Source organism: Pseudorhodobacter sp. MZDSW-24AT, assembly GCF_002794355.1.
Lineage (GTDB): Bacteria > Pseudomonadota > Alphaproteobacteria > Rhodobacterales > Rhodobacteraceae > Pseudotabrizicola.
Window position 1 is genome coordinate 179,960 of the sequence record NZ_PGOI01000012.1, and the last position, 16,657, is coordinate 196,616.

General features: G+C 62.1%; 20 protein-coding genes. 1 reads left to right on the top strand and 19 read right to left on the bottom strand.

Annotated features, from left to right (window positions below):
- Window position 1 precedes the first annotated feature (1 nt).
- From nuoL to CUR21_RS16495, 18 genes are all read right to left on the bottom strand, one after another.
- Window positions 2-2,197: an NADH-quinone oxidoreductase subunit L gene (nuoL, locus tag CUR21_RS16410; protein ID WP_100198148.1), complete on the bottom strand. Its 2,196-nt coding sequence runs from the start codon at window positions 2,195-2,197 to the stop codon at window positions 2-4.
- Window positions 2,198-2,202: 5 nt separating this feature from the next.
- Window positions 2,203-2,508, bottom strand: coding sequence for an NADH-quinone oxidoreductase subunit NuoK (nuoK, locus tag CUR21_RS16415; RefSeq protein WP_100198149.1), 306 nt, complete (start codon window positions 2,506-2,508; stop codon window positions 2,203-2,205).
- Between the two features lie 87 nt (window positions 2,509-2,595).
- Entirely contained in the window at window positions 2,596-3,210 is a 615-nt protein-coding gene (locus CUR21_RS16420; protein WP_100198150.1) for an NADH-quinone oxidoreductase subunit J, read from the bottom strand.
- A complete protein-coding gene (locus CUR21_RS16425) occupies window positions 3,207-3,617 on the bottom strand; it encodes a carboxymuconolactone decarboxylase family protein (protein WP_100198210.1) in 411 nt (136 codons plus the stop codon). Before CUR21_RS16425 ends, CUR21_RS16420 begins: the two co-directional genes overlap by 4 nt.
- A gap of 5 nt (window positions 3,618-3,622) precedes the next feature.
- Window positions 3,623-4,117: an NADH-quinone oxidoreductase subunit NuoI gene (gene nuoI / locus CUR21_RS16430; protein ID WP_100198211.1), complete on the bottom strand. Its 495-nt coding sequence runs from the start codon at window positions 4,115-4,117 to the stop codon at window positions 3,623-3,625.
- A 2-nt stretch (window positions 4,118-4,119) separates the two neighbouring features.
- Window positions 4,120-5,157 (bottom strand): NADH-quinone oxidoreductase subunit NuoH, encoded by a 1,038-nt coding sequence (nuoH, locus tag CUR21_RS16435; RefSeq protein WP_100198151.1) that lies wholly within the window; start codon window positions 5,155-5,157, stop codon window positions 4,120-4,122.
- Between the two features lie 16 nt (window positions 5,158-5,173).
- Window positions 5,174-5,575: a hypothetical protein gene (locus tag CUR21_RS16440; RefSeq protein ID WP_100198152.1), complete on the bottom strand. Its 402-nt coding sequence runs from the start codon at window positions 5,573-5,575 to the stop codon at window positions 5,174-5,176.
- A gap of 4 nt (window positions 5,576-5,579) precedes the next feature.
- Complete coding sequence (nuoG, locus tag CUR21_RS16445) at window positions 5,580-7,589, bottom strand: NADH-quinone oxidoreductase subunit NuoG (protein WP_100198153.1); 2,010 nt, start codon at window positions 7,587-7,589, stop codon at window positions 5,580-5,582.
- Window positions 7,590-7,688: 99 nt separating this feature from the next.
- Entirely contained in the window at window positions 7,689-8,090 is a 402-nt protein-coding gene (locus CUR21_RS16450) for a DUF5333 domain-containing protein (RefSeq protein ID WP_157792048.1), read from the bottom strand.
- Window positions 8,091-8,197: 107 nt separating this feature from the next.
- Entirely contained in the window at window positions 8,198-8,446 is a 249-nt protein-coding gene (locus CUR21_RS16455; RefSeq protein WP_157792049.1) for a hypothetical protein, read from the bottom strand.
- A gap of 17 nt (window positions 8,447-8,463) precedes the next feature.
- The gene (nuoF, locus tag CUR21_RS16460) at window positions 8,464-9,759 is read right to left on the bottom strand and encodes an NADH-quinone oxidoreductase subunit NuoF (RefSeq protein ID WP_100198156.1); all 1,296 of its coding nucleotides are present in this window, start codon (window positions 9,757-9,759) and stop codon (window positions 8,464-8,466) included.
- A 15-nt stretch (window positions 9,760-9,774) separates the two neighbouring features.
- Window positions 9,775-9,999, bottom strand: coding sequence for a DUF5337 domain-containing protein (locus CUR21_RS16465; RefSeq protein WP_100198157.1), 225 nt, complete (start codon window positions 9,997-9,999; stop codon window positions 9,775-9,777).
- An 8-nt stretch (window positions 10,000-10,007) separates the two neighbouring features.
- Window positions 10,008-11,246 (bottom strand): NADH-quinone oxidoreductase subunit E, encoded by a 1,239-nt coding sequence (locus CUR21_RS16470; RefSeq protein WP_100198158.1) that lies wholly within the window; start codon window positions 11,244-11,246, stop codon window positions 10,008-10,010.
- Entirely contained in the window at window positions 11,246-12,481 is a 1,236-nt protein-coding gene (locus tag CUR21_RS16475; RefSeq protein WP_100198159.1) for an NADH-quinone oxidoreductase subunit D, read from the bottom strand. Before CUR21_RS16475 ends, CUR21_RS16470 begins: the two co-directional genes overlap by 1 nt.
- Window positions 12,482-12,509: 28 nt before the next feature.
- On the bottom strand, window positions 12,510-13,130 hold the full coding sequence (locus CUR21_RS16480; protein ID WP_100198160.1) for an NADH-quinone oxidoreductase subunit C: 621 nt from the start codon (window positions 13,128-13,130) through the stop codon (window positions 12,510-12,512).
- A 10-nt stretch (window positions 13,131-13,140) separates the two neighbouring features.
- Complete coding sequence (locus CUR21_RS16485) at window positions 13,141-13,665, bottom strand: NADH-quinone oxidoreductase subunit B family protein (protein ID WP_164608696.1); 525 nt, start codon at window positions 13,663-13,665, stop codon at window positions 13,141-13,143.
- Window positions 13,665-14,030 (bottom strand): NADH-quinone oxidoreductase subunit A, encoded by a 366-nt coding sequence (locus tag CUR21_RS16490; protein ID WP_100198162.1) that lies wholly within the window; start codon window positions 14,028-14,030, stop codon window positions 13,665-13,667. The genes CUR21_RS16485 and CUR21_RS16490 overlap by 1 nt, the downstream gene beginning before the upstream one ends.
- Before the next feature lie 234 nt (window positions 14,031-14,264).
- The gene (locus CUR21_RS16495; RefSeq protein ID WP_100198163.1) at window positions 14,265-15,494 is read right to left on the bottom strand and encodes a DegT/DnrJ/EryC1/StrS aminotransferase family protein; all 1,230 of its coding nucleotides are present in this window, start codon (window positions 15,492-15,494) and stop codon (window positions 14,265-14,267) included.
- 95 nt (window positions 15,495-15,589) lie between these two features.
- Here CUR21_RS16495 and CUR21_RS16500 point away from each other — a divergent pair, with 95 nt between their 5' ends.
- Window positions 15,590-15,934, top strand: a complete 345-nt coding sequence (locus CUR21_RS16500) for a hypothetical protein (RefSeq protein WP_100198164.1) — start codon at window positions 15,590-15,592, stop codon at window positions 15,932-15,934.
- A gap of 3 nt (window positions 15,935-15,937) precedes the next feature.
- Here the strand turns inward: CUR21_RS16500 and CUR21_RS16505 are convergent, their stop codons facing one another.
- A complete protein-coding gene (locus tag CUR21_RS16505; protein WP_100198165.1) occupies window positions 15,938-16,597 on the bottom strand; it encodes an HAD-IA family hydrolase in 660 nt (219 codons plus the stop codon).
- Window positions 16,598-16,657 lie beyond the last annotated feature (60 nt).

A 16,657-nucleotide genomic window follows, 5' to 3' on the forward strand; every position in this document is an offset into this window, starting at 1 on the left:
CTTACTGCGCGCCAGACAGTGTGAGCCATGTGATCACGGCAACCACCCCAACGACCATGGCGAAGGCATAATGGAAGACATAGCCGGATTGCGCCCGACCGGCGAGGCGGGTCAACATGGGAATGATCCCCATGGCAACCCCGTTGATGCCACCGTCGATCACGGCACCATCGCCCTTTTTCCAGAGGAAACGCCCCAACCACTTGGACGAGCGCACGAAAACCCAGTCATACAGCTCGTCAAAGTACCACTTGTTCAGCAAGAACAAATACAGCGGTCGCTGGTTCGCGGCCAAACGACCCGGCAGCGAAGGATTCTTGATGTAGAAGAGCCACGCCAGCGCAAGGCCCAGAACCATCGCGACGAACGGGCTCACCTTCACCCACTTGGGCACATAATGCGCATCGTGCAGCACGGTGTTCTCTGGCCCGATAAAGATCGCGCCTTTCGGGGCCACCGCCGCATGGTGCGGCACTGGCTCTGCAGCCGCCATCTCTGCCGGCGCAGCCTCGGTAGCAACAGCCCCCTCGGCCGGCGCAGCCTCCGTCGCCACAGCGCCCTCGGCCGGAGCAGCCTCTGTCACGGCGACCGGCGCTTCTGCTGTCTCCGCAGCCGCCTCGCCTTGCGCCGCGTGATGCGCGGCTTCCATGCCAAACCAGTTGCGCACCTTGTCTTCGTCGCCAAAGAAGACACTGTACCACAGCATCCCCGAGAACACCGCGCCAAGCGCCAGCACCCCCAGCGGGATCAGCATGATGGTCGGGCTTTCATGCGGCTCATGATGATGGTCGTCATGCCCGTGGTGGCCATGCGCATGGCCCACCGATCCCGCGCGGTTCTCGCCGAAGAAGGTCATGAACATCAGGCGCCAAGAGTAGAAGCTCGTCATACCGGCGGCGACCACCAAGAGCCAGAACGCTCCCTGATTTCCGACAAAGGCCGATTCAATCACCGCATCTTTCGACAGGAAACCGGCAAAGCCGATATGCGTCAGCGGGATCCCCACGCCGGTGATGGCCAAGGTGCCGATCATCATGGCCCAGAAGGTCAGCGGGATCTTTTTGCGCAGCCCACCATAGTTGCGCATGTCTTGTTCATGATGGGTCGCATGGATCACCGACCCCGCGCCAAGGAACAGCATCGCCTTGAAGAAAGCATGGGTGAACAGGTGGAACATCGCCACCGAATACACACCAACGCCCGCAGCCACGAACATATAGCCCAGCTGAGACATCGTCGAATAAGCGATCACACGCTTGATGTCATTCTGCACCAAGCCAATGGTCGCAGCGACAAAGGCGGTGCAAGCCCCCAGCACAGTGATAAAGGCCATGGCTTGCGGCGCATATTCATAGACCGGTGACATGCGGCACACCAGAAACACGCCCGCCGTCACCATGGTTGCCGCGTGGATCAGCGCGGAAACCGGGGTCGGCCCTTCCATCGCATCCGGCAACCAAGTGTGCAGGAAAAGCTGCGCCGATTTGCCCATCGCACCGATGAACAACAGCACCCCCACCAGATTGGCCGCGTTCCATTCCGTCCACAAGAACCGGACCGATGTCTCGGCCAAGCCCGGCGCCGCCGCAAAGACCTCATCGAAGCGGATCGAATCCGTCAGGTAGAACAGCGCGAAAATACCCAGCGCGAACCCGAAGTCACCAACGCGGTTCACGATAAAGGCCTTCATCGCCGCCGCATTGGCGCTTGGCTTCTTGTAGTAGAACCCGATCAGCAGATAAGACGCGACGCCCACGCCTTCCCAGCCGAAGAACATCTGGACAAGGTTGTCTGAGGTCACCAGCATCAGCATGGCAAAGGTGAAGAACGACAAATAGGCAAAGAACCGGGCACGGTAATGTTCGTGATGGTTCCAGTTGTCGTCATGCGCCATGTAACCGAACGAATAGAGGTGCACCAAGGCGGACACCGAATTCACCACCACCAGCATGATCGCGGTCAGCCGGTCGATGCGGATGCTCCACTCACTGCCCAAGGTGCCGGATTCGATCCAGCGCAACAGCACCACCCGATAGGTCTCACCGTCAAAGCCCAGAAAGATGATCCAAGACAGAAACGCCGCCAAAAACACCAGAGCCGTTGCAATGATCTGCCCCGCCCGCTCACCGATGATGCGCCAGCCAAAGCCGCAGATCAGCGCGCCAACCAAGGGCGCCAGAAGAATGATCGTTGCCATCTGACTTAGCCTTTCATCACGTTGACGTCTTCAACGTCGATCGTTCCACGGTTGCGGAAGAACACCACAAGGATCGCAAGGCCAATCGCCGCCTCGGCCGCCGCCACGGTCAGGATGAACATGGTGAAGACCTGCCCCACCAGATCGCCCAGCTGGCTGGAAAATGCGACCATGTTGATGTTCACCGCAAGCAGCATCAGTTCAATCGACATCAGGATGACGATCACGTTCTTCCGGTTCAGGAAGATGCCGAAAATGCCGATGACGAACAGCGCCGCCGCGACTGTCAGGTAATGTTCCAGACCAACCATTTGTCGTTCCCTCGTAGGCGGCTTTGCGCCCGTTTATCGTTCCGTAGGGTGCGTGCTTGCACGCACCCTACCCGCCAGGCTCAGGCCTTACAGCCCCTGCCCCGGCTTCACATCCTTGAGCTCCATCGCCTTGGCCGGATCGCGCCACATCTGCTGCAACACGTTCTGCCGCTTCACGTCTTTGCGGTGGCGCAAGGTCAAAAGGATCGCCCCGATCATCGCCACCAGCAGGATCAAACCCGACAGCTGGAACAACAGCAGATAGGTGTCATAGATCAACAGCCCCAAGGCGCGGGTGTTCTCGACCTCTTCCATCGCTGGCGCAACGGCTTGCCGCAACCCCATCGCCCCTTCGGCCTGCACCCAGGCGCCAAAGCCCAGCGAAAGCTGCATCAGCAAGATCACACCGATCAGCAGTCCCAAAGGCATGTAGCGCGCGATCTCGCCCTTCAGCGCGGCAAAGTCGATGTCCAACATCATCACCACGAACAAGAACAGCACGGCCACCGCGCCGACATAGACGATGATCAACAGCATCGCCACGAATTCGGCCCCCAGCAAGACGAACAGACCCGCCGAGGACAGGAAGGCAAGGATCAACCACAGCACCGAATGCACCGGGTTACGGCTGATGGTCACCATCAGCCCCGCCGACACCACCACGATGGCAAAGGCATAAAAGGCATAATCCGCCACGGTCATTTCTCGGTCTCCTCGGTCTCGGCAAAGACAGACTGGGCGATTTCCAGTGCCTTTTGCGTGGCGGGCAGGCCGCCGAACATGCTCATCTGCCAGATCACTTCCGCAATCTCGCGCTGCGTGGCTCCGGCGGCCAAACCATTCTTGATGGTGATGCGCAACTGCGGCTCACCCACCGGGCCCAGCACGGTTTGCGCCGCGATTGTCACCAAGAAACGGGTGCGCGCGTCCAGCCCCTCGGGATTGAAGGTCTTGCCGAACCACATCTCCAGCAATTCCTTCGGCATCGCGGGAAACATCTTCTCGAACGCCTTGGGATCGATCGTTTCCATGCCGGGCATGAACGCGCTGGCCATTTTCTGGCCCTGCTCGAACATCTGCTGCAGCATCTTGGTATAGGCTTCGGTCATCACCATCACCGATACGGCGCGTCGAGTTCAAGATTGCGGGCAATCTCGGCTTCCCAGCGCGCCCCGTTATCCAGAAGCTTATCCTTGTTGTAGAACAGCTCCTCGCGGGTCTCAGTGCTGAACTCGAAGTTCGGCCCTTCGACGATCGCATCCACCGGGCAGGCTTCCTGACAGAACCCGCAATAGATGCATTTCGTCATGTCGATGTCATAGCGGGTGGTGCGGCGGCTGCCATCCTCACGCGGCTCTGCGTCAATCGTGATCGCCTGCGCCGGGCACACCGCTTCACACAATTTGCAGGCGATGCAGCGCTCTTCCCCGTTGGGATAGCGCCGCAGCGCGTGCTCCCCCCGAAAACGCGGAGAGAGCGGCCCCTTTTCATGCGGATAGTTCACCGTGCTTTTGGGCGCGAAGAAATACTTCATCCCCAAGGCAAAGCCCTTGATGAAATCCTGAAGCAGGAAATACCGGGTCGCGCGGTTCCAGTCGATGTTCGCCATCATCAGCCCCCAATCGTCCAGCGGGCCCAAGCGCCGCCGAAGACTTCAAATTTTGCAAGGAACGCCACCAGAACAACCCAACCCAAGGACAGCGGCAGGAACACCTTCCAACCAATCCGCATCAACTGGTCATAGCGATAGCGCGGCACGATGGCCTTCACCATGGCAAAGAGGAAGAAGAAGAAGGCCATCTTGATGAACATCCAGAAGAAGCCATCCGGCAGCCCCGGGATCGGCGACAGCCAGCCGCCAAAGAACAGCAGGCTCATCAAAGCGCACATCAGGAAGATGGCGATGTATTCACCCGCCATGAAAAGCAGATAGGGCGTCGAGGAATATTCCACCATGAAGCCAGCCACGAGTTCCGATTCCGCCTCTGGCAGGTCGAACGGCGGGCGGTTGGTTTCGGCCAAGGCGCTGATGAAGAACAGCACCACCATCGGCAGGTGCGGCAGCCAATACCACGAGAACAGACCATAAGCCCCGTCTTGCGCCGCCACGATCGCCGAGAAGTTCATCGACCCGGTCGAGATGATGATGCCGATGATGATCAGACCCAGCGACACTTCATAAGAGATCATCTGCGCGGCCGACCGCAAGGAGCCAAGGAATGGATATTTCGAGTTAGAGGCCCAGCCCCCCATGATCACGCCGTAAACCTCAAGCGACGACACCGCGAAAACGAACAGGATCGCCACGTTGATGTCGGCCAAGATCCAGCCATCGTTGAAGGGGATCACCGCCCAAGCCAGCATCGCCAGCACAAAAGACAGCATCGGCGCAAGGAAGAACACCGGACGGTCCGCACCGGCAGGCACTACGATTTCCTTGACCACATATTTCAGCGCATCGGCCACCGACTGCAGCAAGCCAAAGGCCCCCACCACGTTCGGCCCCCGCCGCATCTGCACGGCGGCCCAGATCTTGCGGTCGCCATACACCAGAAACAACAGGCTGATCATCACGAAGCCCACGATCAGCAGGCTTTGCGCCGCGACCAGAACCAACGTGCCCATTGGCGTTGCCAGAAAGTCAGACATTCTCAGCCTCTCATCTTCAAATCGTCGGGATCCCGAGCGCTCCGCAATCACGCACCGTCACTTCGGCATCGATGGTGCGGAGCCCGGGTGGCAGCGCGGCCGAGATCAGATAGACCGCGTCCCCCCGCCAGGTATTTCCTGCCTGCGTCACCGTGGTCCGCACATGCCGCGCGAATCCATACCCCCGGATCAGCGCATATTGTGCGGCCGCACAGCGGCCATAGGCTTCTACATCTTCGTTTCCGCGTCCGCCTTGCAGCGCCACGCGAAAATTGACCATGTCATCTTGCAGCAACACGGTCTGAATGCCCTCATAAGACGGCGCAAAGTCGCCCTGTGCCACGGGCTCGCTCTGCGCACAAGCCGAGAGCGCCGCGAAAGCGGCGGTCAGGCTGGCAAGAACGGGCGCCTGTGGCATCAGCTTACTCCGCTGCCAAAGGGGCTTGGGTGCGGGATTTGGCCAAGGCCGACATTTCCGCCATCACCTGCGAGGCGCGGGCAATCGGGTTGGTCAGATAGAAATCCTTGACCGGCAGACGGAAGCTCGCGCTTGCCGGGTCGCGCAGCGGAATGCGGGTCCAGCCATTGTCGGCCACCATATCCACCTGCCCCAGATGCGGATGCGCCGCCACCAAAGCCCGGCGCAGGCCCGCCAGCGAATCCCAAGGCAAAGTCGCGCCAATCTCAGCCGAAAGCGCCCGCAGGATTGCCCAGTTCTCCTTGGCCTCGCCGGGGGCAAAGCCCGCGCGCATCGCCAGCTGTGGGCGGCCTTCGGTATTGACGAAGAGCCCGTTTTCTTCGGTATAGGCCGCACCGGGCAGGATCAGATCGGCGCGGTGCGCCCCCCGGTCGCCATGGCTGCCCTGATAGATCACGAAGGGACCGGGGGCGATTTCCACCTCATCCGCGCCAAGGTTGAAGATCACCTGCGCGCCATCCATCGCCGCCGACATGCCGCCATCGGTGACGGCGCCCACGTCCATCGCCCCGACGCGCGCCGCAGCGGTGTGCAGAACCAGCAGCTTGGCCCCCATCACCTCGGCAAGCTTCATCGCCTGAGACAGCACCGCCTCACCATCGGCTTCATTCAGTGCGCCTTGGCCAACGATCACCACAGCCGCTTCGGTCGCCGCCGCATCCGCCGTCGCCTTCACCAGCGCGGCGCGGTCCGTTCCGGCATGGGCGTAGTCATAGGTCAGGTCCACAGCCGTGCCGATCAGCGTCACATCCGCACCAGCGCTCCACGCCTTCCGGATGCGCGCGTTCAGAACAGGCGCCTCATCCCGCGGGTTGGTGCCGATCAGGATGATCGTCCGGGCCGTATCGATATCTTCGATCGCCGCCGTCCCGACATAGGCCGAGCGGTTGCCCGCAGGCAGCTTCGCCCCATCGGTGCGGCACTCGATCTTGCCGCCCAGACCTTCCACCAATTGCTTCAGGCTGAACACAGCCTCCACCGGGGCCAGATCGCCGACAATCGCGGTCACCTTGCCACCCTTCATCGCGGTGGCAGCCGCCGCCAAAGCCTCACCCCAGCCCGCTTTGCGCAAACGGCCGTTCTCGCGGATATAGGGCGTGTCCAGCCGCTGACGGCGCAGACCGTCCCAGATGAAGCGGGTCTTGTCCGAGATCCACTCTTCGTTCACGCCATCATGGTTGCGCGGGATGATCCGCATCACCTCACGCCCTTTGGTGTCGATGCGGATGCTCGACCCCAGCGCATCCATCACATCGATGGATTCGGTCTTGGTCAATTCCCAAGGACGCGCGGTAAAGGCATAGGGCTTGCTCGTCAGCGCGCCCACCGGGCACAGATCGATGATATTGCCCTGCAGGTTGCTGTTCAGCGTCTCGTTCAGATAGCTGGTGATTTCTGCATCCTCACCCCGGCCCGTCTGGCCCATCTGGGTGATCCCCGCGACTTCCGAGGTAAAGCGCACGCAGCGGGTGCAGGAAATGCAGCGCGTCATGGTGGTGGCGACCAGCGGCCCCAGATTCAGGTCTTCTGACGCGCGCTTCGGCTCGCGGTAGCGGCTGAAGTCCACGCCATAGGCCATGGCCTGATCCTGCAGATCGCATTCCCCACCCTGATCGCAGATCGGGCAATCGAGGGGATGGTTGATCAGCAGGAATTCCATCACACCCTCGCGGGCCTTCTTGACCATGGGGCTGTTGGTCTTGACCACCGGCGCCTCGCCATTGGGGCCGGGGCGCAGATCGCGAACCTGCATTGCGCAGCTTGCCGCCGGTTTCGGCGGGCCGCCCACGACCTCGACCAGACACATACGGCAGTTGCCCGCAATCGTCAGACGCTCATGATAGCAGAAACGCGGGATCTCCACGCCTGCCACTTCGGCCGCCTGGATGATGGTCATTGCCCCATCCACCTCGACCTCGATGCCGTCAATGCTGATCTTCTTCAGGTTCGTCATCTGCTTACTCCGCAGTCCTCAGGCGTGAACGGATCACCCGCCCAAACGCCATGTTCTGGTTCGGGCAGCACGCTGCCCGAAGAATCTGTTGCGCGGCCGTCATCGCGTCGACCTCAGCAATGTGCCGATCAGGCTGCCGTTCGCAATCTCTGCCTCACCAGCGGCGCAATAGGCCTCGGCCTGTCCCGGCACCGCGCCCTTGCGCGCAAGCCACGCCGCCGCCTCCGCCTTGCCCCGCGCTTTTTCGGTCGGGCTTTCCACAAAGGCCCGCACTTCAGCCGCGCTATAGCCCACCCGCAGCGCGTAGTCCCGCAGTTTCAGCAACTCGTTCAAGGCCCGCAGCTTGCGCGGCTGCATCGTCGGGCAATTGTCGGCGATTGCATCGGCGATGAACCCGCTCAGCAGGGTGCCGTTGATCGTTTTCTCCTGATTGATCGGCACCAGCGCAAAGGCAGGGGCCGACAGCATCAGGGCAACAAGGGTCATCGGGATCAGTTTCATCAAAGCCTCCTTGGCATTCCATGCCAAGGACATAAGGACTCCGGGCCTTGATAGGCGATGACACGCGGCGTTCCTCACGCAATCTTGGGCGGCTATCGCATAACACATCATGCGCAGCCCTCCACATAGACCCAAGCCCCCGCCTCGAAACGGTCATAGATGCTGGGCTGCAAACGGCGCCCCCGCGCATTGCACTCCGCCTCCGCCACCCGGCGGGCGGCAACGCCCTCATGGGCTTGGAACGGCTGTCCCGCTTTGGTCACCCGCAGCGGTGCCGCGACAGGCGCAACCATACCCTGCGCCGGTCCCGTCGGGGCCTGCGACACGCAAGCGCCAAGCGCAAGCGTCAGGGACATGGCCACCGCCACCCGCATCACTCCGCCGCGACCGCGCTGATGCGCCCGGTTTTCTTGGCCTTGATGCGATCCTCGATCTCGTCGCGGAATGCCCGCACAAGCCCTTGGATCGGCCAAGCCGCCGCATCGCCAAGCGCACAGATCGTGTGGCCTTCCACCTGCTTGGTGACCGAGATCAGCATGTCGATTTCCTCGACTTCGGCCTCGCCGCGCACCAAGCGGTCCATCACGCGCATCATCCAGCCGGTGCCTTCGCGGCACGGCGTGCACTGGCCGCAGGACTCGTGCTTGTAGAATTTCGACAAGCGCCAGATCGCCTTGATCACATCCGTCGACTGATCCATCACGATCACCGCCGCCGTCCCAAGACCCGACCGCTGCTCACGCAGCCAGTCGAAATCCATGATCGCATCCTCGCATTGCGCCGCGTTCAACAAAGGCACCGAGGACCCGCCGGGGATCACCGCCTTGATGTTCTTCCAGCCTCCGCGCACGCCGCCGCAATGCCGCTCCAGCAACTCTTTCAGCGGGATCGACATCGACTCTTCGACCACACAAGGCGCGTTCACATGGCCCGAGATGCCAAACAGCTTGGTGCCGGCATTGTTGGGGCGGCCAAAGCTTGCAAACCATTCCGGCCCACGGCGCAGGATGGTCGGCACCACCGCGATCGACTCCACGTTGTTCACCGTGGTCGGGCAGCCATAAAGGCCCGCCCCCGCCGGGAACGGCGGCTTCATGCGCGGCATCCCCTTCTTGCCCTCAAGGCTTTCCAGCAGCGCGGTTTCCTCACCGCAGATATAGGCGCCTGCCCCATGATGGAGATACAGGTCAAAATCCCAGCCGGACTTGGCCGCGTTGCGCCCCAGCAGCCCCGCCTCATAGCATTCGTCAATCGCCGCCTGCAGCGCCTCTTTCTCGCGGATGTATTCACCACGAATGTAGATGTAGCAGGTGTTTGCATTCATCGCGAAAGACGCGATCAGCGCGCCTTCGATAAGCGTGTGCGGATCATGCCGCATGATCTCGCGGTCCTTGCAGGTGCCGGGCTCGGACTCGTCCGCATTGATCACCAGATAGGCCGGGCGACCATCCGACTGCTTGGGCATGAACGACCATTTCAGCCCGGTCGGGAACCCTGCCCCGCCGCGCCCGCGCAGGCCAGATGCCTTCATCTGCTCGATGATCTTGTCGCGGCCGCGCGAGATGATCTCGGCGGTGCCATCCCAATGGCCACGCGCTTTCGCCCCCGCAAGGGTGCGGTCATGCATCCCGTAGAGGTTGGTAAAGATGCGGTCCTGATCCTTGAGCATTGCTTGCCCCTTCCTTCAACCCTGACGACTGCGCCAGATCTGATACGTCACAACCAACGCCCACAAGAACGCGGCAATCGCGGCAAAATCGAACAGAAAGACATAGCGGGTATCCCAGCCCATCTTTCCGCCCAGATATTGCGCGCCCATCCACAGCAACATTGTCCCGGCCAGAACGAATGCGACAAGACGGGCCTGAAGGGCCATCTTGCGCGCATGTTCTGGGTCTGGCCCGGACATTCGACCTCTCAATAATCGTTCGTCTTGGCCCGGATGCGGAATGCCTCCAGCCCTTCGGTCACGATGATACGGGCCTGCGACACCCATTTGTCACGGGTCACGCGGCCACGAAAGCCTTTCAGGTTCTGGTCAACCCATGCGATCTCGGCGTCGGTCCAGCCTGCGATCTGATCGAAATGGTAAACGCCCATCTCATGCAGCAGCTTTTCCAGTGCCGGGCCGATGCCCTCAATCTGCTTCAGATCATCCGCTGCACCGCCCCGTGCCGCAGACAATCCTTCCGGCCGGGAGCCTGCGACCGTCGATGGCGCAAGCCCGGGCTCTGGGGCCACCGGTGTGCCCGGACCGGTGTCACGCGTCGCCACGGTGTCGGGGGCTGCGGCCGCTTCGGCACCAGAAGTGGCCGGGTCATCCTTGGAAACCGGCTTGCCTTTGGATTGCGCCGGCGCTTCCTGCACCGTCACCCCGGTGGCATCCGCCGCATGGCCAGCGCCCGGCACCGGCTCTTGCGGAGCCTCCGTCGCCTCAGGCGCTTCGGGTTGACGGACCCAAGGCGTCGTCAGCGGCACTTCGGTGCCGTCGATCCGCTTGACCGTTTCGCCAATGTCCACCGCGAGTTGCGCGCTGGCATTGTATGGCTTGCGCCCGGCCTCGTGGTCCTTGAGCGAGGTCAGCCCCGAGATCGGCTCTGATGCATAGCGCCCATTCTGCGGCCCCGGCACCGGCACTTCGCCTGCACTGAAGCGCGCGATCAGGTTGCGCAGGATTTCTGGCGTCAGATCCTCGTAGTAATCCTTGCCGATCTGGGCCATGGGCGCATTGCTGCACGCGCCCAGACATTCCACCTCTTCCCAAGAAAACTTGCCATCCGCCGAAAGCGTATGCGGTTGCTTGGCGATCAGCTCCTGACAGACGGCGATCAATTCTTCAGCGCCGCAAATCATGCAGGACGTGGTGCCGCAGATCTGGATATTGGCCACAGACCCAACGGGTTGCAGCTGAAACATGAAGTAGAAGGTCGCCACTTCCAGCGCGCGGATATAGGCCATGCCCAGCATGTTCGCCACATATTCGATCGCCGGACGCGTCAGCCATCCGTGCTGCTCCTGCGCACGCCACAGCAAAGGAATGATGGCGCTGGCCTGACGCCCTTCGGGATATTTGGAAATCTGCCCCTCGGCCCAGGCAAGGTTTGCCGGGGTGAACTCAAACGAGGCGGGTTGGTCTTTGTGCAGGCGGCGCAGCATTAGCGGTCGATCTCCCCGAACACGACATCCATCGTGCCGATGATGGCAGAGACGTCAGCCAGCTGATGCCCCTTGCAGATATAGTCCATGGATTGCAGGTGCAGGAACCCGGGCGCACGGATCTTGGCGCGGTAAGGCTTGTTGGTGCCATCCGCCATCAGATACACGCCGAACTCACCCTTGGGCGCTTCCACCGCAGCGTAAACCTCACCGGCGGGCACATGGAACCCTTCGGTATACAGCTTGAAGTGATGGATCAGCGCTTCCATGCTGGTCTTCATCTCGCCGCGCTTGGGCGGCGTGATCTTGCCGCGTGCCAGCACATCGCCCTTTTCCACCCGCAGCTTGGCAATCGCCTGACGGATGATCGACGTGCTTTCGCGCATCTCCTGCATCCGGCACAGATAGCGGTCATAGCAATCGCCATTTTTGCCAATCGGGATCTTGAAGTCGAATTCGTTATAGCACTCATAAGGCTGGCTGCGACGCAAATCCCAAGCCAGGCCTGACCCGCGCACCATCACGCCCGAATAGCCCCATTTCAGGATGTCGTCCTCGGTGACAATCCCGATGTCGGCGTTGCGCTGCTTGAAGATGCGGTTTTCGGTCAGCAGCGTGTCGATGTCATCCAGCACGCGCGGGAACTCCACCGCCCACTGGTCGATGTCCTCGATCAGCGCTTCGGTCAGGTCGGCATGAACCCCACCGGGGCGGAAATAGGCCGCGTGCAGACGCGCGCCACAGGCCCGCTCGTAGAAGATCATCAGCTTTTCGCGCTCTTCAAAGCCCCAGAGCGGCGGCGTCAGCGCGCCCACGTCCATGGCTTGCGTCGTCACGTTCAGCAGATGGTTCAGAATGCGGCCAATTTCGGAATACAGCACCCGGATCAGGCTGGCGCGGCGCGGCACCACGGTGCCGGTCAGCCTCTCGATTGCCAGACACCAGGCATGTTCCTGGTTCATCGGCGCCACATAATCCAGCCGGTCGAAATACGGCAGGTTCTGCAAATAGGTCCGGCTTTCCATCAGCTTCTCGGTGCCACGATGCAGCAAGCCGATGTGCGGATCGCACCGCTCGACAATCTCGCCGTCAAGCTCCAGCACAAGGCGCAAAACGCCGTGCGCCGCAGGGTGTTGCGGGCCGAAGTTCAGGTTGAAGTTGCGGATCTTCTGCTCGCCCGTCTCGAAATCGGTCGAGCCGTCGTCATAGGTGTTTCTGCGGATATCGCCGTCCATCAGACTGCTCCCCTCTGGTCGCGGGCCATCACTTCGCCCCCGCCTTGTCATCCCCGGGCAGCACGTATTGCGCGCCTTCCCAAGGGGACATGAAATCAAACTGCCGGTATTCCTGCACAAGCTTCACCGGCTCATAGACCACACGCTTTTGCGCCTCATCATAGCGCACTTCCGTATAGCCCGTGGTCGGGAAATCCTTGCGCAAAGGGTGCCCGCGGAACCCGTAATCGGTCAGGATGCGGCGCAGATCCGGGTGGCCCGAAAACAGGATGCCAAACATGTCGAACACTTCGCGTTCAAACCAGTTGGCGCTGGGGTGCACGTCCACCAAAGACGGCACCATATCCTCTTCGCCCACCGCGATTTTCACGCGGATACGGTGGTTTTGATACATCGACAGGAAGTGATACACCACGTCAAAGCGGCGCTCACGCGTGGGGTGATCCACCGCCGTGATGTCCACGAGCGAGGAAAAACGGCAAGACGCATCGGTGCGCAGGAAATCCGCGAAATCAGCGATGTGGCTCGCCACCACCTCCACCGTCAGCTCGCCAAACGCGATATGCGACGCCACCACATCATTCGGGCGGCGCAATTCGATATGGGCGGCAAGCTCTTGCAGGGCTTCCGAGACTTGGGCTTCGGACATGATTTCCTCCTCAGCGGGTCAGGGTGCCGGTGCGGCGGATCTTCCGCTGCAACTGCAAGATGCCGTAAAGCAGCGCCTCGGCCGTGGGCGGGCAGCCGGGCACGTAAATGTCGACCGGAACGATCCGGTCACAGCCACGCACCACCGAATAGCTGTAGTGGTAGTAACCGCCGCCATTGGCACAAGAGCCCATGGAAATCACATAGCGCGGCTCTGGCATCTGGTCATAGACCTTGCGCAGCGCCGGGGCCATCTTGTTGGTCAGGGTGCCGGCCACGATCATCACGTCCGACTGGCGCGGCGATGCGCGCGGGGCCACGCCAAACCGCTCCACGTCATAGCGCGGCATCGACGTGTGCATCATCTCGACCGCGCAGCAGGCCAGACCAAAGGTCATCCAGTGCAAGGACCCGATCCGGGCCCAGTTGATGATGTCTTCGGTCGACGTCAGCAGGAACCCCTTGTCCTGCAACTCGCGGTTCAGGGCCTGGGTGGCAACCTCCATGTCGCCGCCCGCCGTGTTGGCTCCTGCCATCACTCCCATTCCAAGGCCCCTTTCTTCCATTCATAGGCAAAGCCCACCGTCAGCACGCCAAGGAACACCATCATCGACCAGAACGCGGTCATGCTGATCTCGCCAAAGGCAACCGCCCAAGGGAACAGGAAGGCGACCTCAAGGTCAAAGATGATGAACAGGATCGACACGAGGTAGAACCGCACGTCAAATTTCATCCGCGCATCATCGAATGCGTTGAACCCACATTCATAGGCCGACACCTTTTCCGGGTCGGGATTGCGCACCGCAAGCACGGCAGCGGCAAGGAGCAGAACAAGCCCCAGACCAATCGCAAGTGCGAGTAGAACGATGATAGGAAAATACTCTCGGAGAAGTATGTCCACGAGATGCTCCTTCGGCTGGCGACTGCGAGCTGCGGATGCTGGCGACCCGCTTGCACTCTTGGGCACCCGTTTACTCTGCTCCCCCAGCCGGGTCAACGGAGGCGGCAGCGAAAACACCGGACGATATCTGTTGAATTTCGTCGCAGCCTCAAAAGAATGCGCCGGGTCCGGTTTGTGCCTGGCCGCTGACGCCGCGCTGCGGCAGCAGAATCGCAGCACGCCGCGCGGGCGCGATCAGTCGCCCATGGGCAGCGCGTCCACCGGGCCCACCGGGCCCTGCCCCACCGCCAGAACCTCGGCCCGGATGATGCGGGCGATCAGGGCTGCATCCTCGGTTGTAAAGGTCAGCGGCAGCCGCATGTCGATCAGCCCCGCCAGCACCGCATCGGTCTGCGGCAGCGGGTTTGGCGCGGCATAACGCCAATGTGCATAGCGGCTGGTAAAGGCCACCGGGTCCGGCGCGCCAAACCACTTCATCTCCACCCCGCGCGCGGCACAGCGCGCAATCAGCGCCGCCACCCGTTCGGGCTCCCACTCCGGCAGCGTGAATTGAAAACTCGACGCCACGAATTGCTCCGCCGCCGGCCGCGGGATCAGCCGCAGCCCCTGCGTCTGCGCAAGCCCCGCCTCCAGCACGCGGTAAAGCGCATTCCACCGCACGCCCCGCTCTGCCAGCAGCGCGATCTGCGGCCGCAGGATCGCCGCCCGCAGATTGTCCATCCGCCCCGACACATTGGGCACGTCCAGCCGCAGCGCCTCGAACACCTCGGGCGGCGGTGCGGCGCGGTGACGGGCGTAAAGCATGTAACTCCCCGACAGCAGCACCGACCGCGCGGCAAGGCCCGGGTCATCCGTCACCAAAAGACCGCCCTCACCCGCATTCATGTGCTTGTAGGTCTGCGTCGAATAGCAACCGATCACCCCATGGCGCCCCGACGGCACGCCGTTCCACGCGGCCCCCATGGTATGCGCGCAATCCTCGATCACCTTCAGGCCCAAGCCATCACACAGCGCCATCAGACGATCCATGTCACAGATATGCCCGCGCATGTGCGACAGCATCAGCACGCGGGCCCCGGTTTCCCGCGCCATAACCTCCAGATGCGCGAAGTCGATGGTCAAATCGGGCGTTGTCTCGATAAACACCGGCTGCGCGCCCATGCTCGCAATCGCGCCCGGAACCGGTGCCAGCGTGAAGGCATTGGTCAGAACCGGCGCGCCCGGGCAGACCTGCAACGCACGCAAGGCCGTCGCCAGCGCATAGCCGCCCGAAGCCACCGCAAGACAATAGCGCGCGCCGGTAAAGGCCGCAAATTCCTCTTCCAGCAGCGCCGTCTCGGCGATCTCGCCATGGGCTGTGTTATAGCGGTGCAGCCGCCCATGGCGCATAACCTCCAGCGCCGCCGCAATGCCCTCCTCGGGAATTGCCTCTTGCTGGGTGAAACTGCCGGTAAATCTTTCCATACCCTTCAGCATGCGGCGCAACGTGACCCTCGTCAATGGGTTGGCGGCGCCACAACACTGTGGCACGGTGGGGGCCTGAACAAAGGAACATCCGCATGCGCCACCTCTGTGCCGCCGCCCTTCTGGCGGCCACCCTTGCCACGCCGGCAAAGGCCGAACTTGTCATCGAAGGCCGCTCCGCCCAAGCGCTGCACTGCGCCGCGATGCTGTTCATCGTCTCGACCGAGTTGTTTGATCTCGGCGAGATTTCGCGCAATGCCCGCGACAACGCCCAACGGGCCGCCCTCGTGATGCTCGATCAAGTGCCCGGGACCGAGGATCAGCGCCGCCGCGCCATGGTGCAGCGCTTCGAGCGCATCATGACCAGCCGAAGCCCCGCAGAACTGGCGCAGGAATACACAGACACCGCCCTGTGGTGCCGCCGCACCTTTCTCGACTGACCGTCAGCGCAGCATCCGCGCGGCCAGCGCTGGCAGATCGTCGAAATGGTCCAAAAGCGCCTCGGGCTGCAACCGTTCGACGCCGCGCCCCTCGGGGCCAAAGGTCACCAGCGCGACCGGAACGCCAGCGGCAAGCCCGGTCTTACGGTCGGTCTCGGTATCGCCAATCAACATCGACCGCCGCGGATTGCCCCCCGCTTCCTGCACCGCCGCCAGATAGGGGGCCGCATCCGGTTTGCGCGTGGGCAAGGTATCCGCTCCGATCAACGCGCCGAACAGGCCCCGAATCCCCAGCCGCAGCGTCAGTTCTTCAGCAAGGCCTTCCGGTTTGTTGGTGCAGATCGCCACCGCAAACCCCTCGCGCCGCAGCGCCTCTACCGCGTCCACCACACCGGGATAAAGGGTGGTATGCACGGCAATATCGGCCGCATAGGCCTCCAACAGAACCGGATACTGCGCATCGACCAAGGCCTCATCCGCGACGCCCAGCCGCGAGAAGCCCAAGCGCAGCATCGCGCGCCCCCCATGGAAGGCGGTCAGCGCATCGGCCGGGCCCAGCAAATCGCCATGCCCCAGCCCGCGAAAGCAGGCGTTCGCCGCCGCCAACAGATCGGCGCTCGTGTCTGCCAAAGTGCCGTCCAGATCGAAAACCACGGTGCGCATCTTCTGTAACCTTGCGTGAAGAACACGGCCCTTGCGGCCAAGTGGCCCATGGGTAAAACG